Origin of the sequence: Bacillus sp. Y3, from assembly GCF_008123875.1 — a bacterium.
Lineage (GTDB): Bacteria > Bacillota > Bacilli > Bacillales > Bacillaceae > Bacillus > Bacillus altitudinis.
In genome coordinates, this window is record NZ_VSSC01000003.1 from 403406 (window position 1) to 425587 (window position 22182).

The following is a 22182-nucleotide window of genomic DNA, read 5'->3' on the forward strand; positions in this document are numbered from 1 at the left end:
CCTCCCCTTTGTGAAAAACCCCTTTGAGACTATGCAAACAATTCTAATTCTACTTTAATTTTACAAAAAGTAAACGAATTATGATACAAAACTTTGGTCAAGTTCACAGATTAGACAAAAATGATTCAAAATGAGAAAAGAAGCCTTCAGCACATTTAGATGTATTTTTTATACATCTTTTCTCTAAGAACGTTGCAAATTCATTTGTTATTCAGTAAAATATAATCAGGTCAAAAAAGCGTTTTCATTTTGATGAAGAAAGAACGGATCTCTCTCAAGATCCGTCCGGTTTCTATTCTAAGAAGTCTTTTAATCGTTTACTTCTGCTTGGGTGTCTTAATTTACGAAGAGCTTTCGCTTCAATTTGGCGAATACGCTCTCTTGTTACGCCAAACACCTTTCCTACCTCTTCTAATGTGCGTGTTCTTCCGTCATCTAGTCCGAAACGCAGTCTCAGCACATTTTCTTCACGGTCCGTTAGCGTATCTAATACATCTTCAAGCTGCTCTTTTAAGAGCTCATAGGCAGCATGGTCTGATGGAGAAGTCGCCTCTTGGTCTTCGATAAAATCACCAAGATGCGAGTCATCTTCCTCACCAATAGGTGTTTCTAAAGATACTGGCTCTTGCGCAATTTTAAGAATTTCTCTTACTTTCTCTGGTGTTAAATCCATGTCTTCCGCAATTTCTTCTGGCGTTGGTTCTCTACCTAGATCTTGTAGAAGCTGTCTTTGAACACGGATTAATTTATTAATGGTTTCCACCATATGAACCGGGATCCGGATTGTTCTCGCCTGATCGGCAATCGCACGTGTGATCGCCTGTCTAATCCACCATGTCGCATATGTTGAGAATTTGTATCCTTTGCGGTAATCAAACTTCTCAACCGCCTTCATGAGCCCCATGTTTCCTTCTTGAATCAAGTCAAGGAACAGCATACCACGACCAACATAACGTTTCGCAATGCTGACAACGAGACGAAGGTTCGCTTCCGCTAATCTTCTTTTTGATTCCTCATCGCCTTCTTCAATCTTTTGAGCATACGTAATCTCTTCTTTAGCAGATAGCAAATTGACGCGCCCGATCTCTTTTAAATACATACGAACAGGATCATTAATTTTGACGCCTGGTGGTACGCTTAAATCATTCAGGTCAAATTCCTCTTCTGCCTTAGCCAGCTGCTGAACATTTGGGTCTTCAGTCTCTTCATTTTCACTGATGAGTTCTACACCCTGTTCGCCTAAGTATTCATAGTATTCATCCATCTGGTCTGATTCAATTTCAAAGCTAGACATACGCTCTGCAATTTCTTCGTATGTTAAAACGCCCCGTTTTTTACCCGTTTCAGTGAGCTTATCTCTCACCTGTTCAAAGGTTAATTCAGTTTCAGTTTCGTGGGCTTGTTTATCAGCCATTATGGATCCCTCCTTCCAAAGCTTGCAACGAATTCTAAAGTAACTTGCGATTTGCTTCTGCTCTGCCTTTCTCTCTCTATCAAACAGAATGAGCAAATAGGAATAAAATAAATAATGATGAAGGCAAGATGCTTGCGGTCTTATGCTCCTCCCATTAAAGGATTCATTGCCAGCCGTAAGTCTTGTCATAAATAGTAGACGTATTACTTCAGCGAACGGTTCAACTGAATAATTTCTTTTGCAAGTGTTGCCGCTTTGAAGAAATCTTTTTGCCTCTCCGCCTCTGCACGTTCTAGTTCTTTTTCCTTTATCATTGACAAATTCCGATGATTCAACACTTTTTTTACATAATCACTTAATTCAGCTTCACTTAGTTCGTCTCCAACTTGAATCATGAATATATCCGTCAGGAGCTGATTGATCACATCATCTTCTATACGGTTCATCAGATGCTGCGGGGTCGGCTCCTTGCCTTCTTCATACAATGCATAAATGTATGTTGCCAGCGCTCTGTGCGAATCTATATTAAATTCAAACCCTATCCTATCAAGCACTTTTCGGATCACGTCATCATTTTTCAACATATGTGCAAGGAGCATTCGCTCTGCGTTTTCATATGCCGGCCTTAGACGTTTTCGTCTTACCTGTGTTGACAGATGTGCACGCCGCTTTTCAAGCCCATTTTCTTCTTGCGAGCTCTTTGCCTCTTGTCGCTGCTGCTTTTCAAAAAGCTCCAATTGCTCCTTTAATGAGTCAAGTGAAATGGAGAACTCCCCGGCCAGCTGCTTCATGTAAATCTCTTGTTCCAAGGAACCGTTTAATCGGCTGATTTCTCGGAGAACCTGCTTCATGTAAGTCAGGCGGTCTCCTTCGTCAGACAAATTCTTTCCTCTTCGGAAAAAATTCATCTTAAATGTCATTAATGTCACACTTGCATCTATGATGTCATTCCTAAATTTCTCGCCGCCATATTTACGAATGTAATCATCTGGATCAAGTCCATCTGGTATCATGGCAACGCGAACTTTACATCCTCTTTTTCCAAGCAAATCTGATGCTTTCATGGTCGCTTCATACCCGGCCGTGTCAGAGTCATAACATAAAATGATCTCTTCTACGTTCCGCCTAAGAAGCTTTACGTGCTCTTCTGTTAAAGACGTACCCATTGTTGCAACACTTTCGCCAACACCACTTGTGACAGCCGAGATGACGTCAGCAAATCCTTCGAAAAGGACTGCACGTTCGCGTTTTCTAATATGCATACGCGCGTCATGAAAGTGATAAAGCAGCTTACTTTTATGAAAAAGTGGCGTTTCAGGACTATTCATATACTTTGGCTGCTGATCACCAAGTGATCTTCCAGAAAAAGCGACAACCGTCCCGTGATGATCATGAATTGGAAACATGACACGATCTCTAAAGCGGTCAAAAAAACCTGTGCCGTTTTCTCGTTGAATCAAAAGACCAGCCTTCTCCATCATCGCAGGATCAAACCCTCGTTTTTCTAAAAACTTGGTCACGAAATCCCACGAGTCGAGAGCATACCCGATCTCAAACTTGGCAATTGTTTCATCCGTAAAGCCCCTGGACCTTAAATAATCGAGTGCGTTTTGACCTTCCTTTGTATTTACCAGCAAATGGTGGTAAAATTTCTTAAGAAGCTCATGCGCCTCAATCATTTTATGATCTGCTGTATCCTCTTGCTGTGAGGAACTGATCTGCGCATTCGCTACATGATCCGGCAAATCAATATGGTACTTATCAGCAACATGTGAAACGGCTTCAATAAATGAGTAGCCTTCCATTTGTCTGAGGAACGAAAATACATTACCTCCTGCACCACAGCCAAAACAATGGAAGATTTGCTTATCTGCTGAAACAGAGAATGAAGGAGTATTTTCACCATGGAATGGACAAAGACCGAAGTAATTCCGCCCTTGTTTTCTAAGCTGTACGTATTCTCCAATCACTTCGACAATGTCTGCGTTTTTTTGGATTTGCTCCAAAAGTTCATCTGGTATACGTTTGCTCATCCTAATAACACTCCGTCGTACATTATTCGCCTTTTAATTCAAAAATCCTTCATGATTCGACAGGATTTTTTGTAGTTGGGCAATAAATCGCTTTTTATCCTCTTCTAAAAGCTTTTTGGGACCTTTTCCGTATACACCTTTTCTTCGCTGTTTACTGGAAACATGCCTGCGTTCCAAATCAAAATCAATTGTTTCGTTTGTGTACATTCGTCCTCTTTCAGACAGAACAATGACTTGTCTTGGAAGCAGTAAGGAGGCCAGACCAATATCCTGGGTGACGACAACATCGTGCTTGACAGCTAAGTTCGCAATGACTAAATCTGCTGCTTCCTTATGTGTATCAACAAACCGCCAATCTTCAAGTGGTGATCGTTTGGTTTGAAAATGCTCATATGAAGCAATGAAAGTCACAGGTACTTGAAATTGAGATGCGACAGAAAGGATTTCGTCTTTTACAGGACAAGCATCTGCATCGACATAAATCGTCCTTTCTTTTTTACGTTCATTCAGGTGACTAATTCTCCATCCCTCCACCTTATTCCTGCTTTAGAGAAGCAAAAAGACCATACTTTTCCCCCATAAAGCAATCAACAGTAAAACTCATTTTGTCGAAAAGTTATGTTCAGAATCACTTGACTTCTGCCAATATTAGTTTATTCGTTCTTGACTTAACTTAAACCTAAAATCAATCATTTTATCACAATTTTTTATTATAATACAAATGCAGCAAATATGCTATTGTTTTTGTTTACCCGTTTCCCACCATAGGAAAAACCCAGGAGGAGCATCCTGAGTTTATTCGGAACCTCTTTTGGTCAGCATTTGATGAATGACATTTGCTGTCTCCTCAACTGCTTTATTCGATACATCAACAACTTGACAGTTAATGCGGTCAACCACTTTTTCAAAATATTCTAGTTCCTCTTTAATCCGCTCGATATTCGCATAAATGGCACGGTCATTTAAACCGAGTGACTTTAAACGTTCTTTACGGATATGATTTAGTTTGTCTGGACTAATTTTCAGGCCGATGCATTTTTTTGGATCAACTGAGAATAACTCCTCTGGCGGATCAACTTCAGGAACTATCGGAACGTTTGCTACCTTCAAGCGTTTATGTGCTAAGTATTGAGAAAGTGGTGTCTTAGACGTACGCGATACACCAATCAGCACAATATCAGCCTTTAGAATACCTCTTGGGTCCCGGCCATCATCATATTTCACAGCGAACTCAATGGCTTCTACCTTTTTAAAATAGTCCTCATCTAATTGACGTACACGACCTGGCTCATGTTTCGCTTCATTTCCATATGCCGTCTCCATTTTATCAATAAGTGGACCGATAATGTCATAGTACACGACGCCATTCGCTTCTGCTTCTTCTATTAAGAATTGGCGCATTTCTGGCACAACAAGAGTAAAGCAAACGATCCCATTATCTGCTTTCGCCAATGAAATCACTTCTTTAATCGTACCGACATCCTCTACATATGGGATTCTTCTAATATTTGAATGGTCGGATGAGCCGCCATCAAATTGGCTAAGTGCCGCTTTGACCACGAGCTCTGCCGTTTCTCCTACTGAATCTGATACAACAAAAATTACGCGATTACTCATAACATCCCCTCGCAGTCTTCTGTAATTAGATAATTTCGTTCTCTGATAAGCTAACAAGTATTTTCGTCATGTTTGTTTTCGTAATTCTGCCGACCACTTCAAAGCCTTTATCCGTATCTTTTATAACAGGAAGTGCATCTATTTGCTTTTCAATCAAGTGCTTGGCCACATCCATAATAAAATCTTCTTTGCGGCAAACGGTAATGTTCGGCATTCTTGTCATAATAATATGGACAGGTATAGATGGAAGCTCTTGTTTCCCAATACTTGCTCGAAGGAGGTCTTTTCTTGATAACACGCCTGTTAAAATAGAGTGATCGTCCACAACGAATAATGTGCCCACATCCTCTAAAAACATCGTACAAATCGCATCATAAACCGAAACATTCTCGTGTATCACGACCGGAATGGACTGAAAATCTTTCACTTGAAGTTTTTTCAGCTTATCTGCCAGAAGCTGCGTGCCTGTTTTGCCTGTAAAAAAGTAGCCGACCCTTGGTCTTGCTTCTAAAAAGCCAGACATCGTTAAAATGGCTAAATCCGGTCTGAGGGTAGCCCTTGTTAAGTTCAGCCGATCGGCGATATGCTCTCCAGTGATCGGACCATTCTCTTTGACAATCTGTAAAATCTGCTCTTGCCGTTTATTTAACTCGATTGTACTCACCACCTTTAAATAGAGAGAGCGAATCCTTACTTTATGTATATCAATTTCATAACTCATCATATTATAGCGCATCTTCGTCCGAATGAAACAAAAATCCACTCAAAAACCGTGAATTAAATGAGTAAAAAACGATTGCCCTTCGAAAAAGGCAACCGTTCTTAGGTATTTATTTTACAATTAAATTGTTCATATTCGCAAATGATTGAATGACTTTTGCAAGTTTGACCATTTGTGCCAAACGATTTTGTTTCAGTTTTTCATCATCGGCATGAACCATGGTATGGTCGAAATAATGAACAATTGGTGCCTTTAACGTATCTAACGCTTCAAGTGCTGAATGGTACTGTCCACTTGCCATATGCTCGTTGACGGCTTTTTCCGCTTGCTGATACGCTTCAAATAGCTTTTGTTCGTGTTCATTTTCAAACAGTTCAGGCTGAATCTGTGCGTCTTCCCCTTTTTTACTGATTGAAATGACGCGGCCTAGTGCCTCAGCCGTTTCTTTGAAACTCTCCTGTTTCACGCTCTCTTCAAGAACAGCCGCTTTTTTCACAACCGCATATGGTTCAATATTTTCAACATCAAGGACTGCTTCCACCACGTCATGACGGATATGTTCTGCTTGGAGAACATATTTCAAACGGTGTGTTAAAAATTCAATGAGAGCAGCTTCATGTTTAGTCTCTACTTGAGCTAGTGCTAAAAGCTCTTTAAATGAAAGATTCCATTGGCGGTCGAGCAGGATTTGAACGATACCGCTCGCTTGTCTTCTTAATCCATAAGGATCTTGAGAGCCTGTTGGAATGACATCAATTGAGAAGAATGAACAAATAGAATCTAGCTTATCCGCCACTGCAACAATCGCCCCAATAAGTGTTGACGGCGCATCGTCACCGGCAAAACGCGGCATATAGTGCTCGTTGATACTCTTTGCCACTTCTTCATGCTCGCCAAGTGCTCTAGCATATTTTTCACCCATGATTCCTTGCAGTTCTGGGAATTCATAGACCATCTGAGTCACAAGGTCAAATTTAGAAATACTGGCTGCTCTTGCAGCGCGTTTAGACGTTTCTTCATCTGCACCCACATGATCTGCTAGGCGGACGGCAATGTCTGTTACTCTTTTCAGCTTGTCGCCAATCGTGCCAAGTTTCTCATGGAATACGACTTTATCAAGCTTTTGAATGTTGTCTTCAATGACGAGTTTTTCGTCTTCTTTATAGAAAAATGCCGCATCTGATAAACGTGCACGAAGGACCTTTTCGTTCCCTCTTGCCACATTTTCAAGTGCCTCACTGTTTCCATTTCTGACCGTAATAAAGTGCGGCAGTAATTCCCCTTGTTCATTTTTCACAGGGAAATAACGCTGATGCTCTTTCATTGTCGTGACAAGCACTTCTTCCGGCAGCGCAAGAAATTCTTCTTCAAAAGAACCAAATAGAACGGTTGGATATTCAACGAGATCGTTCACTTCTTCTAGAAGCTCAGGATCAACTGGAATGACCCAGCCTTTTTCGGAAGAAAGCGCATGTAATTGCTCAGTAATTAATTGTTTTCTTTTATCTGAATCTACAATGACAAATTGATCTCTTAATGTTTGCTCATAAGAAGCTGGTGTGTCAATGCTGGCTGTCGTTCCTAGGAAACGATGTCCTCTAGTCTCCCGTCCGCTTTTCACTCCTGCAATTTCGACAGGAATGATCTCTTGACCAAATAAACAAACAATCCATTTAATTGGACGGATATAGCGTAAATCCTCGCTTCCCCATCTCATGTTCTTTGGAAAACTCAATGAAGCGGCAATGTCACCCAATGCTGGAAGAAGGTCTTTGACTTGCTTACCTTCTTGAAACTTTTGGACATGGACATAATCCACACCTTTGATGTCTTTGAAATAAAGATCTTCTGTTGAAGCGCCTTGTCCGCGGGCAAAACCTTCGGCAGCTTTTGTCCAATTGCCTTCAGCATCTTGAGCAATCTTTTTAGCCGGTCCTTTTGCTTCTTCTTTGATGTCCTCTTGTTTTTCTGCAACACCTTTGACGAGTACAGCTAGACGTCTTGGTGAATTAAATAAAGCAACGTCTTCGAATGAAATATTTTGCGCTACGAACCAAGCTTTTACTTTGTCACCTAGCTGCTTTGTGCTTTCTGGCATGAAACGAGCCGGCATCTCTTCTAAGCCGATTTCAAGTAATACATCTTGTTTATTCATGAGAAGCCGCCTCCTCTTTTAGCATAGGGAATCCTAGTTTTTCTCGTTCTTCGTAATATGTTTTGGCTACTTTTCTCGCTAGCTGACGTACTCTTCCGATATAACCTGTTCGCTCAGTCACAGAAATCGCGCCTTTGGCATCAAGCAGGTTAAATGTGTGAGAACATTTGAGTACATAATCATATGCCGGGTGAACAAGCCCTTTGTCCATTTGGCTATGTGCTTCTTTTTCATATGTTGTAAATAAATCGAACAGCATATCCGTATTAGATGTTTCAAACGTATACACAGAATGCTCGTATTCAGCCATTAAGAATAAATCTCTTACAGTAAAGCCATCTGTCCATTCAAGGTCAAACACATTTTCTTTGTCTTGGATGTAAGAAGCAAGACGCTCAATTCCGTATGTGATTTCAACAGAAACTGGCTTACATTCTAAACCACCGACTTGCTGGAAATACGTAAATTGTGTAATTTCCATTCCATCAAGCCAAACTTCCCAGCCAAGTCCTGCGCAGCCAAGAGATGGGTTTTCCCAGTTGTCTTCAACAAAACGAATATCATGTTTCAGCGGGTCAATGCCAAGCGCCTTCAATGATTCTAGATACAGTTCTTGAATATTGTCAGGTGATGGCTTAATGATCACTTGAAATTGATGATGTTGATACAATCTGTTTGGGTTTTCTCCATATCTGCCGTCAGCCGGGCGTCTTGAAGGTTCTACATAGGCTACCTTCCATGGCTCTGGTCCAATGCTTCTGAGGAACGTGTATGGACTCATCGTTCCGGCACCTTTTTCTGTGTCATATGCCTGCATTAATACGCAGCCTTCATTTGACCAATGCTTTTGCAGTGTCAAAATCATGTCTTGAATATTCAATGATCGCACCTCCATCTTTTTTACACCATCCGCTATGTATGGCGGTGGGGCCTAGAACCTTTTTGCAAAACACAAAAACTCCCGTCTCTATGCTCACAAGGTTCCTTGCAAACATAGGGACGAGAGTTTTTCCCGCGGTTCCACCCTATTTGCTGGTGTCGTAGCACCCAGCCGCTTTGTTTTACGTTGCTCAAGAATGCCTTTCGTTACGTGTCCATCCTTAGCTCACACCGCCCTAAGGTCGCTTTTATGGCTGATACGTAAGTACTTCTTTCTGTCAATGCAACATATTTGATCTTAGATGATCTTACAAAAAGTCACGAGAGATGTCAACTTTTGTTTTCACCGTCCATTAGCTTTTTCATGGATTCCATTTGATTCATGAATTTTTTTGATTTTAAATAAAGACCTGAATACTCTTCATAATAATGATCGAGCACTTGACGAATTTCTTGTTTCGTCTGTGGTTTCACGTCAACCTGACCAAGCCTTGATAAATCAAAATAATGAAACAAACGGAGCAGTCTTGCTGCTGCTGGGGATAAGGGCAGTTTATATGGATCTTTAGAAAAGCATTGCTTACAGATGAATCCGTTATCTCTAATTGAGAAATGGAACTGCCCTTCTTTTTGACCGCAGTGTACACATTGGTCCAGTTCAGGCTTCAACCCCATCACTGACAGCATTTTAACCTCTACGATAAATAAAATAATATCAGCATCTGTGCCTTCATTGAGATGGCGTAAAGATTGAAGAAGAAGTTCAAACAAGTAAGGGTTTGGCTTCTTTTCTTCTGTTCCTTTATCAAGTAATTCTGTCATATATGCGGCATATGCGGTCAGAAATAAATCTTCCCGAATGGTTCGCATGCTTTCCATCATTTCACCTTGCTGGAGCGTTCCAAGTCCTGTTGATGATTGGATCAGGAAGGTTCCGTATAAAAACGGCTGGCTTATGGCTGACAGGCGGCTGTTCGATTTCTTAGCGCCTCTTGCCATCACACCAATTTTCCCATGTTCTCTAGTGAGCAGCGTGACAATTTTGTTTGTTTCGCCATAATCTGTTGTTCTAAGGACGATTCCTTCACTTTTAATGAGCATTTGTCTACACTCCGAGCATTGGAGGGGGTCAAGAATTATAAGATTGGAAAATCAAGTCGTGCTATTTCTTCTTCAAGTACATCGGGTCTTTCCAGGTTCTCCTTTTCTAACTCTTTGAAAAGCAGATACGTGTCAACGCTTCCTGTTTGTGAAAATACGTTCCATGTAAAATTCAACATAAAAACCCCACCTTTCTTTATTAGAAGCAGCAACGCTACATCCAACATATTAATTTTATCTTGACCAGGCTACCTCCATTTCATGATAAACAATTTTTACTAATCGAACCGCACCATTGTCAGATCTACTAACAACTGTATCGGTTTTTAATATTCGTCTTCTCTAAATCCGAAATCACGAAGATGTGTGGATTTATTACGCCAGTCCTTCTGCACTTTTACCCAAAGCTCTAAATACACCTTTGAGCCTAAAAGTGCTTCAATGTCTCTGCGCGCTTTTTGTCCCACTTCTTTTAATAAGCTGCCGCGCTTACCAATCACAATCCCTTTTTGTGAATCACGTTCTACGACGATGGTCGCTGCAACATGAATCTTGCCGTTTTCATCTGGCTTGATCGATTCAATCGCAACCGCAATACTGTGAGGGATCTCTTCTCTCGTTAAATGCAGCACTTTTTCACGAATTAATTCAGAAATAATAAATCGCTCTGGGTGATCTGTTACTTGATCTGCCGGATAAAATTGAGGGCCTTCTGGAAGATAACCTTCAATTTGCTGAAGAATCGTATCAATGTTGTTGCCTTCAAGTGCTGAAATTGGCACAATTTCCTTAAATGGGTAACGTGTACGGTATTCATCAATTAAAAGGAACAGTTCATCCGGATGAATTTGGTCAATTTTATTGACGACAAGGAACACCGGTGTCGATGTTTGCTTTAGTCGTTCAATGATGAATTCATCACCTTTTCCATAGCCTTCCTGTGCGTTGATCATAAACAAGATCAGGTCGACTTCCTTGAGTGTATTTTGAGCCACCCTCATCATAAAATCGCCAAGTTTGTGCTTCGGTTTATGAATTCCTGGTGTATCGATAAAAATCGTTTGTGACGTGTTCGTTGTCAGAACACCTTGCACTTTGTTTCGAGTCGTTTGGGGCTTATCACTCATAATCGCAATCTTTTGTCCAATTACACGATTAAGAAAGGTCGATTTCCCTACATTTGGTCTTCCAATAATTGATACAAATCCTGATTTGAAGCTTTCGTTAGTCATTTAAATCCTCCGGTGAAAATGCGCCTGGCAATAGTTCGTTTACTGTCGTTTCGTATATATGACCTTTTAAGTTCGTTAGAATCACTGGCATATCAGGTGCACATAGCTCTGAAATGACCTGTCTGCATGCGCCGCATGGTGAAACAGGCCGATCTGTATCAGCCACTACTGCAAGCATTTGAAAAGATGTGATGCCCTCTGAGTACGCTTTAAAAAGTGCTGTTCTTTCCGCACAATTACACATACCATATGCTGCATTTTCAATATTGCAGCCGCCATACACTTTTCCGTCATGCGATAATAATGCTGCACCGACTTTGAATTTAGAATAGGGTACATATGCAAAATCTCTTGCTTTGACTGCTTCTGAAATCAACTCTTGTTTGTTCATTCTAGTTCCCACTTTCAGAAGAAATGGTACCACTGTCACATTTATATTTTACATAATTCACGTGACATTTTCACGCCCATTTCTAAAAATGTTAATAAATAGTAATATTGTTCTATTGCATGATCTTCGGTAAGAAGATGATCAACCCAATCATAACCGAAATGGCGGCGTAAACGCAAACAGCGCCTGCTGCCGCGTCCTTCGCTCTCTCAGCAAGAGGATGCTTCTCTTCTGTGAAAAGATCTACTGTATGTTCAATCGCTGTATTCACAAGTTCTAACGCAAACATCCCGCCACATAAAAGCAGAATGATCATCCATTCAACCGGATGAATGTGAAACCAAAAGCCGCAAATCACCACGATGATGGCTGCGACTGTGTGAAACCGAAAATTCCGTTCATTCAAGAAAGTTCGCCATATTCCTCTAAATGCATAATAAAAACTCCGAAAAAAACGGACAAGCGGCGTTCGCTTCTTACGATGATCTCGAAAGGCCATAATCATCCAAGATTTTTGTCTGTTTGGCGAACATTTCTTTTTCATCTTCTTCTGTCATATGATCATAGCCAAGCAAATGAAGAAAACCATGAATCGTTAAAAATCCTAGCTCTCTCATGAAGGAATGTCCATATTCCTCTGCTTGCTCTTTCGTACGATCAACACTAATGATAATGTCACCAAGTACAGGCGGAATGTCATCAGCTCCAATGATTTCAATTTCCCCTTCGCCTTCTTCCTCAAGGGCAAATGAAATTACATCTGTTGGTGCATCTTTTCCTCGGTATTCTTTATTAATTTGATGAATTTCTTCATTTGAAACGATCGATACTGATACTTCCGCTTGATCTTTTACCTCAAGGGCATCCGCAGCAAATTGAAGAAGCTTTTCCACTTCTTCAAGCTGCTCTTTCGATACTTGTCCTGTTTCATCTATTAAATCGATTAACAATGTCATTTACTTCACCTTCTGCTTCGGGGCATCTGGATATTCAATCCGAGAATGGAAAATCCCCTTTAATGTTGTACAAATCGTTTGGCTAATAATATTTAATTCTTTAAATGTCAGATCACATTCACTAAATTGTCCATCCTGCATCTTATCTGAAATAATGCCTTTGACAAGCTTTTCAATCCGCTCAGGGTTTGGATTATGCATCGAACGAACCGCCGCTTCCACGCTGTCAGCTACAGAAATAATGGCCGCTTCTTTCGATTGCGGTTTTGGACCAGGATAACGAAATTCTTCTTCTGTCACCTGATCATCCCGTTCTTTTGCCTTATAGTAAAAGAACTTCAGCAGGGACTTTCCGTGATGCTGTTCTGCAATGTCCACAAGTTCCTCTGGAAACTTCTTTTCTCTCAGCATTTCAGCACCATCTGTCGTATGGGCAATAATAATATTCTTGCTCAGCTGAGGAGAAAGCTTGTCGTGCGGATTATCAATGTTCATTTGGTTTTCAATAAAGTATTGGGGTCTTTTCGTTTTTCCAATGTCATGATAATAAGCTCCAACCCTTGCTAACAATCCATTTGCACCGACTGCTTCACATGCAGCATCCGCTAAATTCGCCACCATGACACTATGATGATATGTACCTGGCGTCTCTGTTAAGATCTTTTTCAGCAGCGGATGATTCGGGTTCGATAATTCAATAAGCTTCATGGTCGAAAGAATGCCAAACATGCTCTCAAAGACTGGCATTAACCCAATAACCAAAATAGCCGATGCAAACCCTGACACAATCGCCATGATGAGGTTCACACCTATTTCAAGCCCTGATGGAGAAGAATTTTGAATCAGCATAATGGACAGCACAACAAGTACATTCACCAAAGCTACCCAAAGCCCCGCCTGCAAAATTTTTGATCTCGCATTATGTTTTCTCAAAAATAAAATCCCCGCCATCCCGCTTATTAAATAATAAGCACAGATGACATAGTTAAAGACGCCTGTTACTCCTTGATTAAACATCATACTGCCGCAAAGGGCAAATACAAGGCCGGAGAAGATCGCCAGCCGCTCATTGATCAGCAGCTTAATCAGCATCGTGCCAAGTGCCACAGGCACGACGTAGCCGATGGTTGTATATTTGGTTTCCTGGAAGAGACTGAATACTTCCATGATGATTAAAATAATGGTGAAAATAAGCGAGTACAGCAGTAACGATTTATTCTTATGGACGAGCGACTTTTTCCTCGATTCCAGTGAGTGGACAATCGCCGCTAAGAAGAGACCAATTAAGATGATAAGACCGCTTACAGGCTTAAACAAATTGGAGCTGTTTAAAAGGCCGGTCAGTTCTAATTTGCGATACACTTCGCGGTCAATGAGCTCTCCTTCTTCCACTAAAATTTGCCCTTGCTTAATTTGAACCGGCTGGATATTATCAGCTGCTTCTTGTCTTTTCTTCTCTGTTGCGACCGGGTCAAATACATAGTTTGGAATAATCGCAAATTCACCAATTTCTTTCGCTGCATTTAAATATTTTGACGGAATCGAATTGTTTTCAAGCTCTGCTTTCACTTGTTTCTTTTCATCTTGCAGCTTAGAAGCTGTGATTTCTTTACTCATGAGAGAATTGACCACTGTGATGATGGAGTCCTTTGTAAAAGAAAGGTTTTCGTCGCTTGCTTGGAGCAGTGCTTTAATCGATTGATCCGAAACAGCTTCCTGCATATCGGTTGTGAGTTTCTCTTTTACATGCTTCACCATCTCTTGATCTGTTGGCGGGTTCTCTTTGTCATCAGCTGCTGCTTTCTTCTCTTCTTTAATGGCTTCAAAGAGGGATGAAATGAGGTCAACACGATTATCAGAATACGCTTTTTTGAGTGTATATTGGTCTTCCACTTGATCCGTTGCTTCTTGTTTCTTTTCTTCTGTTGCTTCTTGGTCATCAACGGTAGACGGAGAATAGATGGTCTGTTCGCTCACTGAAAACAAATCTAGGTCGAGCGATTCAGGCTTTACATGGAAGAAGAGCACCACAAACAGGATGGCCGCTAAACCAGCGTATAGCAGTACGTTTAAATAGCGTGAGCGCTCCATTTTCTGAGGTTCTTTTTTAGACAGCAGCCTTTTGCGCTTACTGCCTTTCTGATTCTTTCTCAAGGAAAGTACCTCCTTTTTTACTTTAAACCACGATCGAAACAAAATGACCCGATTAAGGCGATCGGGTCACTCAGTTCATTTTTGCTTTTCGTATGCTCCAATGATCTTCGCCACAAGCGGGTGTCTGACCACATCTGTCTGATCTAATTCAATGAATGAGATACCCTTGATCTCAGCAAGCATGTCCTTTGCAGCCGCAAGGCCTGACTGCATACCTTTAGGCAAATCAATTTGTGTAATATCTCCTGTAATGACCATTTTAGAACCAAAGCCTAGTCTCGTCAAAAACATTTTCATTTGAGCTGGCGTTGTATTCTGCGCTTCATCTAAAATCACAAATGCATCATCAAGCGTCCGCCCTCTCATATAGGCAAGAGGGGCAATTTCAATCACTCCGCGCTCAATTAAACGTTCCGTATGATCACTACCAAGCACATCGTGCAGAGCATCATATAGCGGTCTTAAATAAGGATCGACTTTTTCTTTTAAATCTCCTGGCAAAAAGCCAAGACTTTCTCCTGCTTCAACAGCTGGCCTTGTCAGGATAATCCGTTTGACATGTCCATTTTTCAGGGCATGTACGGCGTTGACCACTGCTAAATACGTTTTACCTGTACCAGCAGGTCCAATCCCAAAGACCAGATCATCTTTTTTCATTGCCGCAGCATATTCACGCTGGCCGATCGTTTTGACTCTGATCGACTTTCCTTTGGCATTTTTCGTAATTTCATCTTCATACATATTTTCAAAATAATTGAGCTTGTCTTTTTGCGCCATTTTAATGGCATAGACGACATCCCGCTCAGAAATCTCAATTCCTTTACGAATGAGATGTAAGAGAGATGTAATCAAACGGCTCACAGTATCTCTTGATGCTTCCTGACCAGAAACATACACTTTCTCTCCACGTGTGATAATGGAGACATTCAGCTCGTTTTCCATCAGTTTCAGATAAGCATCTTGATTGCCAAATAAAGCAATGGCTTCATTTGGGCTATCCAATTTTTGTTGAATCTCAAGTAAATGTTCTGTCATTCTCTAGTCTCCCTGAACAATAGGTGTTGGTTGAACAATATCTTCTATTACTTGGTAAAGGATGATTAACTTAACTTTACCATTCCCTGTTGTCTCGTGCAAAACTTTTTCACTTTTCACCTCACCTGTTTGACCTAGCTTTTCTTCTAATTCTTTTTTACCCATTTTAATCCCTGCTTGAACCGCTTCTTTATTTGTGTATTCTCGATTTATTTTTTCACTTTCTCGTGTGATTTCCTTTTCATAGGAGAACGGCAATTGCATATTCAAAAAATGAAGCGGGTGAACTTCTTTTTCTGTTTTCGGCTGCTGAAAATCATCTTTTTTAAAGGAAAATCCCCAAAATGGGATGGAGCCTCCAAATAAGGAGAGCTTGTGCTTTGTCTTCATTTTACCCGTAAAGACATCAAAAGATGTTCGGAGAGGGACAGAAACTTCAGATCGGTACCATGTTTCACCATAGATTTTCGCTTTGGCTCCGACCGTTTTTTTCTGATCTTCACTCCCGATTAAACCTGAGACGAGCATCTGCCCTTTTTTCACATGCTCATCGACCTGGGCAAGCGGTTCCCCCTTTTCTACATACATTCTCGTGATGACCGCCTTTTTCTTGGCAACGATGTGCTGAGGACTCGTATATTTCTCCTTTTCAGGTTCATTTTTTTCGACCACTTTCATTTGAAACGTCGTTCCGTTCAGTTCAACTCCGACCCATGTAATGCTCTGAATATTGGTCGTCAATGATTTTTGTATTTTTTCAGGGGTCCCCATGAGAAACTGAAAACGCCCTTTTTGTACCCCTATTTCGTCCAGATGCTTTCTCATTTGGTGTTCTGTTTCTGGATTCGCACCTTTAATCTCAATTTTCCACACCATATTTGAAAGAGCCAATATCGTCACTAGGAAAAAAGCCATCCCGAGGGTGAATCCAATATTTCTTCTCGACCATAGAAGAAGAAACGGGAACCCTTTCTTTTGATGAAATGAACATTTCACCTCATGATGTCTGCGCACTTTTCTAAAGGCATGTACATCTGAGAGGCGAATAAATAAGCGCACGCTGTCTTGACGGCGGCTCACTTGAAAAATTGTGATCCCCTGTCTCGTGCACTCATTGATTAGCCGCTCAATACCGCTTCCTCTTATCTCCACTTCCACTCTGCCAATAAAATAGGCAAACCATTTGTTTTTCACGTTTCTCCCCTCCGTCAGTTAAGAATCAATATAACGGACCTCATCGATTTTCCCCTCTAATAAGATCTCTTCTGGCAAAATCGTTTTAATCACAAAGTCTTTCCCTGAAATAATGCACTGTCCTTGCTTGAGCATCAGCCTTACCTCTTGATCACTGAAAAGTAAAAGCCCTTTATGGTTCTCTATGTAAATATGGAGTCTGCCAACCATCGTAATACGGGGAAGATCCATCATCACGTCCGGAGGGATTTCAAGTGTTCTTGTCAGCCATGCTTTAAGTTGATTTTTTCTTTTTCCCATTCAATAAGAACCCCTTCCCACCTCATGTGTATGAGATCAAACTGAAAGATGGTGAGACTGATGAGAAAGCCTCTATATCATCCTATTCCTCAGCGGTTCATATCATGCTAATGAATCCCGTAAAACAGCCGTTTCATCATTTTGACTAAGAAAAGTCTCCATTACACAACAAAAAAGCCCCCTTAAGGATGAGGGGGCTTACTTCTTTATCTTTTATATGGTCGTTTCATCGTTCGATGCGGCTTTTTCGCACGAGGCTCTCCAAATACTTCACCAAGGATCATCCCTTGAACGACCGTATCTTGGTTGAGTTTCTCAATCATTTTCGGCTTCATTCCAACAGATGCTGCCTTTGGCCTTGTAAGTTCTCTTTCAAGCGATTGAAACTCTTTATTCAGCTCGCTTTTTCTTTCTTCCATTTCGGCAAGTGTAGCTGTATAACGATCCTGTAAGGACTGTGAACCTTGTTTCTTCATCCCGCCATGATCATGTACATCGCCAAAATCGTCGAGCTGGTCCGTCACGACTGGATCTGGACTTGTTTGTTTTGTTTGCTTTTGCGGCACTGGTTTACGTTGAGGAGCCGGTTTGTTTTGCTGGTTCTTTTGTTCGTTCTCCTCTTGTTTGCCGATTTTCCCAAAGACCGCAGAGATAATACCGATGATAATCGCTATTAGTAACGGATTTTCAAATAGAATGTCCAATGGGCTCCCTCCTTAAAGCGTGAGAGGATGCTTATTTGTTTTCATTATCAGATGGACCTTTTGTCATTTTGCCAAATGAATCTCTCATATCCGTATCAGCATCGATATTCTTAATGTTCATGTAGTCCATAACTCCAATATTACCTTCACGTAGTGCTTCGGCCATTGCAAGTGGTACTTCAGCCTCTGCTTCTACTACTTTCGCGCGCATTTCTTCAACTCTCGCACGCATTTCTTGTTCTTGTGCAACAGCCATCGCGCGGCGTTCTTCTGCTTTCGCCTGTGCAATGTTTTTGTCAGCTTCTGCTTGGTCTGTCTGCAGGATTGCCCCGATGTTCTTACCGATATCAACATCTGCGATATCAATCGAGAGAATTTCAAATGCTGTACCTGAATCTAATCCTTTACCAAGAACCGTTTGAGAAATCATATCAGGATTTTCAAGAACCTTTTTATGATTATCTGATGAACCGATTGTCGAAACAATCCCTTCACCTACACGAGCAATGATCGTTTCTTCCCCTGCACCACCGACAAGTCTGTCAATGTTTGCACGAACTGTAATACGTGCTTTTGCTTTTACTTCAATCCCGTCCATCGCAACACCTGAGATAAATGGTGTTTCAATGACTTTAGGGTTTACACTCATTTGGACAGCTTCAAGTACGTCACGGCCTGCTAGGTCGATTGCCGCACAGCGAGCAAAGTTCAATTCGATATTCGCACGCTGAGCTGCGATCAGTGCGTTGACAACTCGGTCTACGTTACCACCTGCAAGATAGTGGCTTTCTAATTGGTTAATCGTCGCATCAAGACCTGCTTTATGCGCTTTGATGAGCGGGTTGACCACTCGGTTTGGAATCACTCGGCGAAGCCTCATTCCTACAAGTGTAAAAATGCTCACTCTTACGCCAGCCGCTAGGGCAGAAATCCACAGCATCACCGGTACAAAGGTGAAGAAGATCGATAGAACGATCAAACCTGCTGCGATAATCACAAATAATAGTAAAGTAGATGGATCCATTTTATTCCTCCTATAAAATCAGTATATCTATACTTTCCTCACGACAATGCGTGAGCCTTCCGCTTTCACAATTTTTACTTGTTCATCCTTATCGATAAAAGCACCTTCTGACACAACATCAATGCGCTCGTCTCCGAATACAATCGTACCAGATGGACGAAGTGCTGTTGCTGTCACTGCGATTTGTCCTACAAGATCATCTCTTGTTTCATTTGAGACATAACCACTTTCTTTATTGGTTGAATCGGTTAAAATGAACTTTTTAAAAAATTTCATACGTTTCCCCAACACCTTTGTCAATAAAATAACTGCTATGATTGAAACAGCAGTGGCAATCAAGATGGAAATCGCCATTTCTGTAAAGCTTCCAGCTGCTAAAAATAAGCTGACAACGACACAGATTAGTCCAATGACACCCACGATTCCCCCTGGCAAAAATAATTCCAGAATGATCAACACAATCCCTGCCAAAAACAGGAACAATGTCTCATATCCTGCAAAACCTGCCACGAGATGACCATAAAAGAATAGAAGAAGCGCTGTGACTCCCATGGTGCCTGGGACCCCAAAGCCGGGAGAATATAATTCAACAATTAACCCTAAGCTCGCGATGGATAAAAGGATAGGAATGACGATCGGATGCGTGAGAAAACGCGCAACCTTTTCAGCAAAGCTCACTTCATCGTATTGAACAGAAGCATCTGCTAAGTTCAGCTTCTGAAGCAAGTCATCCAAATTTTTCGCTTCTCCTTCTGCATAACCGAACTGAAGTGCCCGATCTGTGTTAAAGGTCAGCAATTCTCCTTTTGGTGCACCAGCTTCTTTTGCGTCTATATCTACATCTGCCATCGCAAGAGCATATTTTGGATCACGCCCCTGCTTTTCAGCAGCGTCACTCATTTCAGCAAGCCATAGAGATTCAGATTTTTGATCGGCAGCGTTGCCTTCACCATCAATAATCGCAGCAGCCCCCATCTTTCCGTTTGGGGTCATATAAATTTGATCGGCATTTAAGGCAATGAATGCCCCGGCTGAAAGCGCTCTATGATTCACAAACGCTGTCACTGGGATATCGGATGCACGAATGGTATCGGCTATTTCAAGCGCCGCATCGACTGCACCACCTGGTGTATTGATGTCGAGAATGATGTGCTTCGCCCGTTCCGACTTTGCCTGCTCAAATGATCGTTCAATGAATTTAGAAAGTCCTTTTTCTACTGTATCTTCAATTGGGATAACATGAACTTTCTGATCTGCTGATTTCGCGGTCAATTGAACCCCTAATAACAAGCATATTATAAAACAACTGAAGAGAGCAATAGAAATTTTCATTTTTTTCATCTATTTGGTGATCCCCCCTCTCTTTCTTTCATTTTACCGTTCCTTTACATACGTTACAAATGTATCATAGGTTTCATTTTTATATGACAGGTTTATGGAGGCATAAAAAAAGTACCCTTCTAACATGAGAAGGATACTTTTTTATTGAGGCAGTTGCTCGCTGACAAGTCTGTTAATCACAGCACCATCAGCTTTACCTTTTACTTTTGGCATAATAGCGCTCATCACTTTACCCATATCAGCTTTCGATGAAGCACCGGTTTCGGCGATTGTTTCTTTCACAACCGCCTGCAGTTCTTCTTCAGAAAGCTGTTCAGGTAAATAAACGTCTAAAATGTCAATCTCTTTTTGAACTTTATCTACTAAATCTAAGCGATTAGCTTTCGAAAATTCATGGAGGGAGTCTTTACGTTGCTTAATCTCGCGGGAAAGGACGGTTAGTTCCTCATCTCCGGTCAAACTGTCTTTCTTAAGCTTTATTGCTTCATTTTGCAGTGAAGCCTTTACCATACGAATGACAATAAGCTTGTCTTTCTCTCGGTTTTTCATAAAAAGCTTCATATCAGAATTTAATTGCTCAAGAAGACTCATAAAATCCACCCTCTTTAGAATTTACGTTTTCTAGCAGCTTCAGACTTTTTCTTACGCTTTACGCTAGGCTTTTCATAAAATTCACGCTTTCTTGCTTCTTGCAATGTTCCAGTTTTGGATACACTGCGTTTAAAGCGACGAAGAGCATCTTCAAGCGATTCGTTTTTTCTAACGACCGTTTTTGACATTCTCTTTCCCTCCCTCCGAATACACCAATCGACTGCATTAAAAAAAGATATACATGCAAAACATGTACCTAGACATTATAATATAAGCCTAGGTTGAGGTCAACTAAGTGATTTGGAAATATATTTTCGTCATGAGCAGGTAGACAAGTCCATATATTCATTGGTAAGAGGAGGACTTTTCTATGATGGCGATCATTTATTTTTGTGCACTTATTTTCATTTTTTTATGGGCAATGGGTTTGCTTAGGAAAGGATTAATGGCGCTCACGTCGTCTCGTATTGAGAAATCACTTCTTCTCTTTACAGATCATCCAGTCAAAGCATTCTTGGTCAGTATTGTGTTTACAGGGGTTCTTCAAAGCAGTTCGGCGTTTATGGTCATCGTTATCGGCTTTGTGAGTACAGGCATTCTCACGTTTAAAAAATCCATACCCATGATTCTTGGAACGAATATCGGCTCAACATTTACGACAGAATTTATTGCCATTAAGATGGACGTGTTTATGTGGGTTCTGATTGCAGCTGGTCTTTTATGTATCATTTTGGGCAGGAAGTCTTTTCGATATGCAGGAAAAAGTTTATTTGGGCTTGGCATGATCTTTTTTTGTATTCAAGGTTTTTCAAAAATTGCAGGGATGATGACAAGTCAGCCAGAGACACTGCGTTTCCTTGAAATGATGCAGCATTCCGATTGGACAGCTCTTCTCTCTGGTACAGTGCTCACGGCGATTGTTCATTCAAGCTCTGTATGTATCGGTATTTTGATGGGATTTATGAATGAAGGGACTGTCGCTCTAAAAGAAGGCATCAGCTTTGTTTTAGGGTCCAATATCGGAACATGTATTACTGCCGTGATGGCTGCTATCTCTGGCGGTTATGCAGCCCGTCAAACCGCGTATGCACACGTCGTGTTTAATGTTCTAGGTGTTCTTTTATGTCTTCCTTTTCTCACCTTTATCACAGAGTTTGTTGCACTTTTAGCAAGCTCTCCTGCCCAGCAAATTGCGCACTTTAGTCTGCTGTTTAATGTTGCAAGTTCTCTCCTCTTTTTCCCGTTCATCCGCCCTTTTTACGCCTTGATTTTGTTCCTTCTTCCGAATCGGTCAACATAAAAGAAACCGGCTTGCCTAATGGCTGCCGGTTTTTCATCTA

General features: G+C 41.1%; 23 protein-coding genes. 1 reads left to right on the forward strand and 22 read right to left on the reverse strand.

All coding sequences use genetic code 11. The annotated features are described in order from the left end of the window. Positions 1 to 292: 292 nt before the first annotated feature. The 22 genes from rpoD to rpsU all read right to left on the reverse strand — a co-directional run bounded on the left by rpoD (position 293) and on the right by rpsU (position 21030). Entirely contained in the window at positions 293 to 1414 is a 1122-nt protein-coding gene (gene rpoD / locus FXF70_RS07145) for an RNA polymerase sigma factor RpoD (protein ID WP_008342392.1), read from the reverse strand. Between the two features lie 203 nt (positions 1415 to 1617). Beyond that, complete coding sequence (dnaG, locus tag FXF70_RS07150) at positions 1618 to 3447, reverse strand: DNA primase (protein ID WP_008342393.1); 1830 nt, start codon at positions 3445 to 3447, stop codon at positions 1618 to 1620. 33 nt (positions 3448 to 3480) lie between these two features. Further along, entirely contained in the window at positions 3481 to 3981 is a 501-nt protein-coding gene (locus FXF70_RS07155; RefSeq protein WP_035702740.1) for a YaiI/YqxD family protein, read from the reverse strand. A gap of 261 nt (positions 3982 to 4242) precedes the next feature. Next, positions 4243 to 5064, reverse strand: a complete 822-nt coding sequence (locus FXF70_RS07160) for a pyruvate, water dikinase regulatory protein (protein WP_008342399.1) — start codon at positions 5062 to 5064, stop codon at positions 4243 to 4245. Positions 5065 to 5089: 25 nt separating this feature from the next. Beyond that, positions 5090 to 5728, reverse strand: coding sequence for a transcriptional regulator CcpN (ccpN, locus tag FXF70_RS07165; RefSeq protein ID WP_024423017.1), 639 nt, complete (start codon positions 5726 to 5728; stop codon positions 5090 to 5092). 166 nt (positions 5729 to 5894) lie between these two features. Then, positions 5895 to 7940 carry a glycine--tRNA ligase subunit beta gene (gene glyS, locus FXF70_RS07170; RefSeq protein WP_148780045.1) on the reverse strand — a complete coding sequence of 682 codons (2046 nt, stop codon included), beginning with the start codon at positions 7938 to 7940 and terminating at the stop codon, positions 5895 to 5897. Then, complete coding sequence (glyQ, locus tag FXF70_RS07175; protein WP_003217487.1) at positions 7933 to 8820, reverse strand: glycine--tRNA ligase subunit alpha; 888 nt, start codon at positions 8818 to 8820, stop codon at positions 7933 to 7935. Before glyQ ends, glyS begins: the two co-directional genes overlap by 8 nt. 329 nt (positions 8821 to 9149) lie before the next feature. Beyond that, on the reverse strand, positions 9150 to 9920 hold the full coding sequence (recO, locus tag FXF70_RS07180; protein ID WP_008342406.1) for a DNA repair protein RecO: 771 nt from the start codon (positions 9918 to 9920) through the stop codon (positions 9150 to 9152). Positions 9921 to 9955: 35 nt separating this feature from the next. After that, positions 9956 to 10099, reverse strand: a complete 144-nt coding sequence (locus FXF70_RS07185; protein WP_008342408.1) for a YqzL family protein — start codon at positions 10097 to 10099, stop codon at positions 9956 to 9958. Between the two features lie 147 nt (positions 10100 to 10246). Continuing rightward, the gene (gene era, locus FXF70_RS07190; RefSeq protein WP_148780046.1) at positions 10247 to 11152 is read right to left on the reverse strand and encodes a GTPase Era; all 906 of its coding nucleotides are present in this window, start codon (positions 11150 to 11152) and stop codon (positions 10247 to 10249) included. Then, positions 11145 to 11543: a cytidine deaminase gene (locus FXF70_RS07195; protein WP_008342410.1), complete on the reverse strand. Its 399-nt coding sequence runs from the start codon at positions 11541 to 11543 to the stop codon at positions 11145 to 11147. The genes era and FXF70_RS07195 overlap by 8 nt, the downstream gene beginning before the upstream one ends. Before the next feature lie 112 nt (positions 11544 to 11655). Then, positions 11656 to 12042 carry a diacylglycerol kinase family protein gene (locus tag FXF70_RS07200; protein WP_008342413.1) on the reverse strand — a complete coding sequence of 129 codons (387 nt, stop codon included), beginning with the start codon at positions 12040 to 12042 and terminating at the stop codon, positions 11656 to 11658. Further along, positions 12020 to 12499, reverse strand: coding sequence for an rRNA maturation RNase YbeY (gene ybeY / locus FXF70_RS07205; RefSeq protein WP_007501310.1), 480 nt, complete (start codon positions 12497 to 12499; stop codon positions 12020 to 12022). The genes FXF70_RS07200 and ybeY overlap by 23 nt, the downstream gene beginning before the upstream one ends. Continuing rightward, positions 12500 to 14614: an HD family phosphohydrolase gene (locus FXF70_RS07210; RefSeq protein ID WP_395947860.1), complete on the reverse strand. Its 2115-nt coding sequence runs from the start codon at positions 14612 to 14614 to the stop codon at positions 12500 to 12502. It abuts the gene before it with no gap. 114 nt (positions 14615 to 14728) lie between these two features. Beyond that, a complete protein-coding gene (locus FXF70_RS07215) occupies positions 14729 to 15688 on the reverse strand; it encodes a PhoH family protein (RefSeq protein WP_008342419.1) in 960 nt (319 codons plus the stop codon). A gap of 3 nt (positions 15689 to 15691) precedes the next feature. Next, positions 15692 to 16882 (reverse strand): sporulation protein YqfD, encoded by a 1191-nt coding sequence (gene yqfD / locus FXF70_RS07220; RefSeq protein WP_041506935.1) that lies wholly within the window; start codon positions 16880 to 16882, stop codon positions 15692 to 15694. 18 nt (positions 16883 to 16900) lie between these two features. Then, positions 16901 to 17182, reverse strand: a complete 282-nt coding sequence (gene yqfC, locus FXF70_RS07225) for a sporulation protein YqfC (RefSeq protein WP_003217398.1) — start codon at positions 17180 to 17182, stop codon at positions 16901 to 16903. A 206-nt stretch (positions 17183 to 17388) separates the two neighbouring features. After that, positions 17389 to 17886 carry a hypothetical protein gene (locus tag FXF70_RS07230; RefSeq protein ID WP_125590951.1) on the reverse strand — a complete coding sequence of 166 codons (498 nt, stop codon included), beginning with the start codon at positions 17884 to 17886 and terminating at the stop codon, positions 17389 to 17391. A gap of 31 nt (positions 17887 to 17917) precedes the next feature. Beyond that, on the reverse strand, positions 17918 to 18910 hold the full coding sequence (floA, locus tag FXF70_RS07235; protein ID WP_007501317.1) for a flotillin-like protein FloA: 993 nt from the start codon (positions 18908 to 18910) through the stop codon (positions 17918 to 17920). Between the two features lie 27 nt (positions 18911 to 18937). Beyond that, positions 18938 to 20251, reverse strand: a complete 1314-nt coding sequence (locus tag FXF70_RS07240; RefSeq protein WP_017358017.1) for an NfeD family protein — start codon at positions 20249 to 20251, stop codon at positions 18938 to 18940. 141 nt (positions 20252 to 20392) lie between these two features. Next, the gene (locus FXF70_RS07245) at positions 20393 to 20842 is read right to left on the reverse strand and encodes a GatB/YqeY domain-containing protein (protein WP_148780048.1); all 450 of its coding nucleotides are present in this window, start codon (positions 20840 to 20842) and stop codon (positions 20393 to 20395) included. Between the two features lie 14 nt (positions 20843 to 20856). Beyond that, positions 20857 to 21030 (reverse strand): 30S ribosomal protein S21, encoded by a 174-nt coding sequence (rpsU, locus tag FXF70_RS07250; RefSeq protein ID WP_003152957.1) that lies wholly within the window; start codon positions 21028 to 21030, stop codon positions 20857 to 20859. A 182-nt stretch (positions 21031 to 21212) separates the two neighbouring features. On the opposite strand from rpsU, the gene FXF70_RS07255 reads away from it, so the two are divergent. Next, positions 21213 to 22142 (forward strand): Na/Pi symporter, encoded by a 930-nt coding sequence (locus FXF70_RS07255; RefSeq protein WP_148780049.1) that lies wholly within the window; start codon positions 21213 to 21215, stop codon positions 22140 to 22142. Positions 22143 to 22182: the final 40 nt, after the last annotated feature.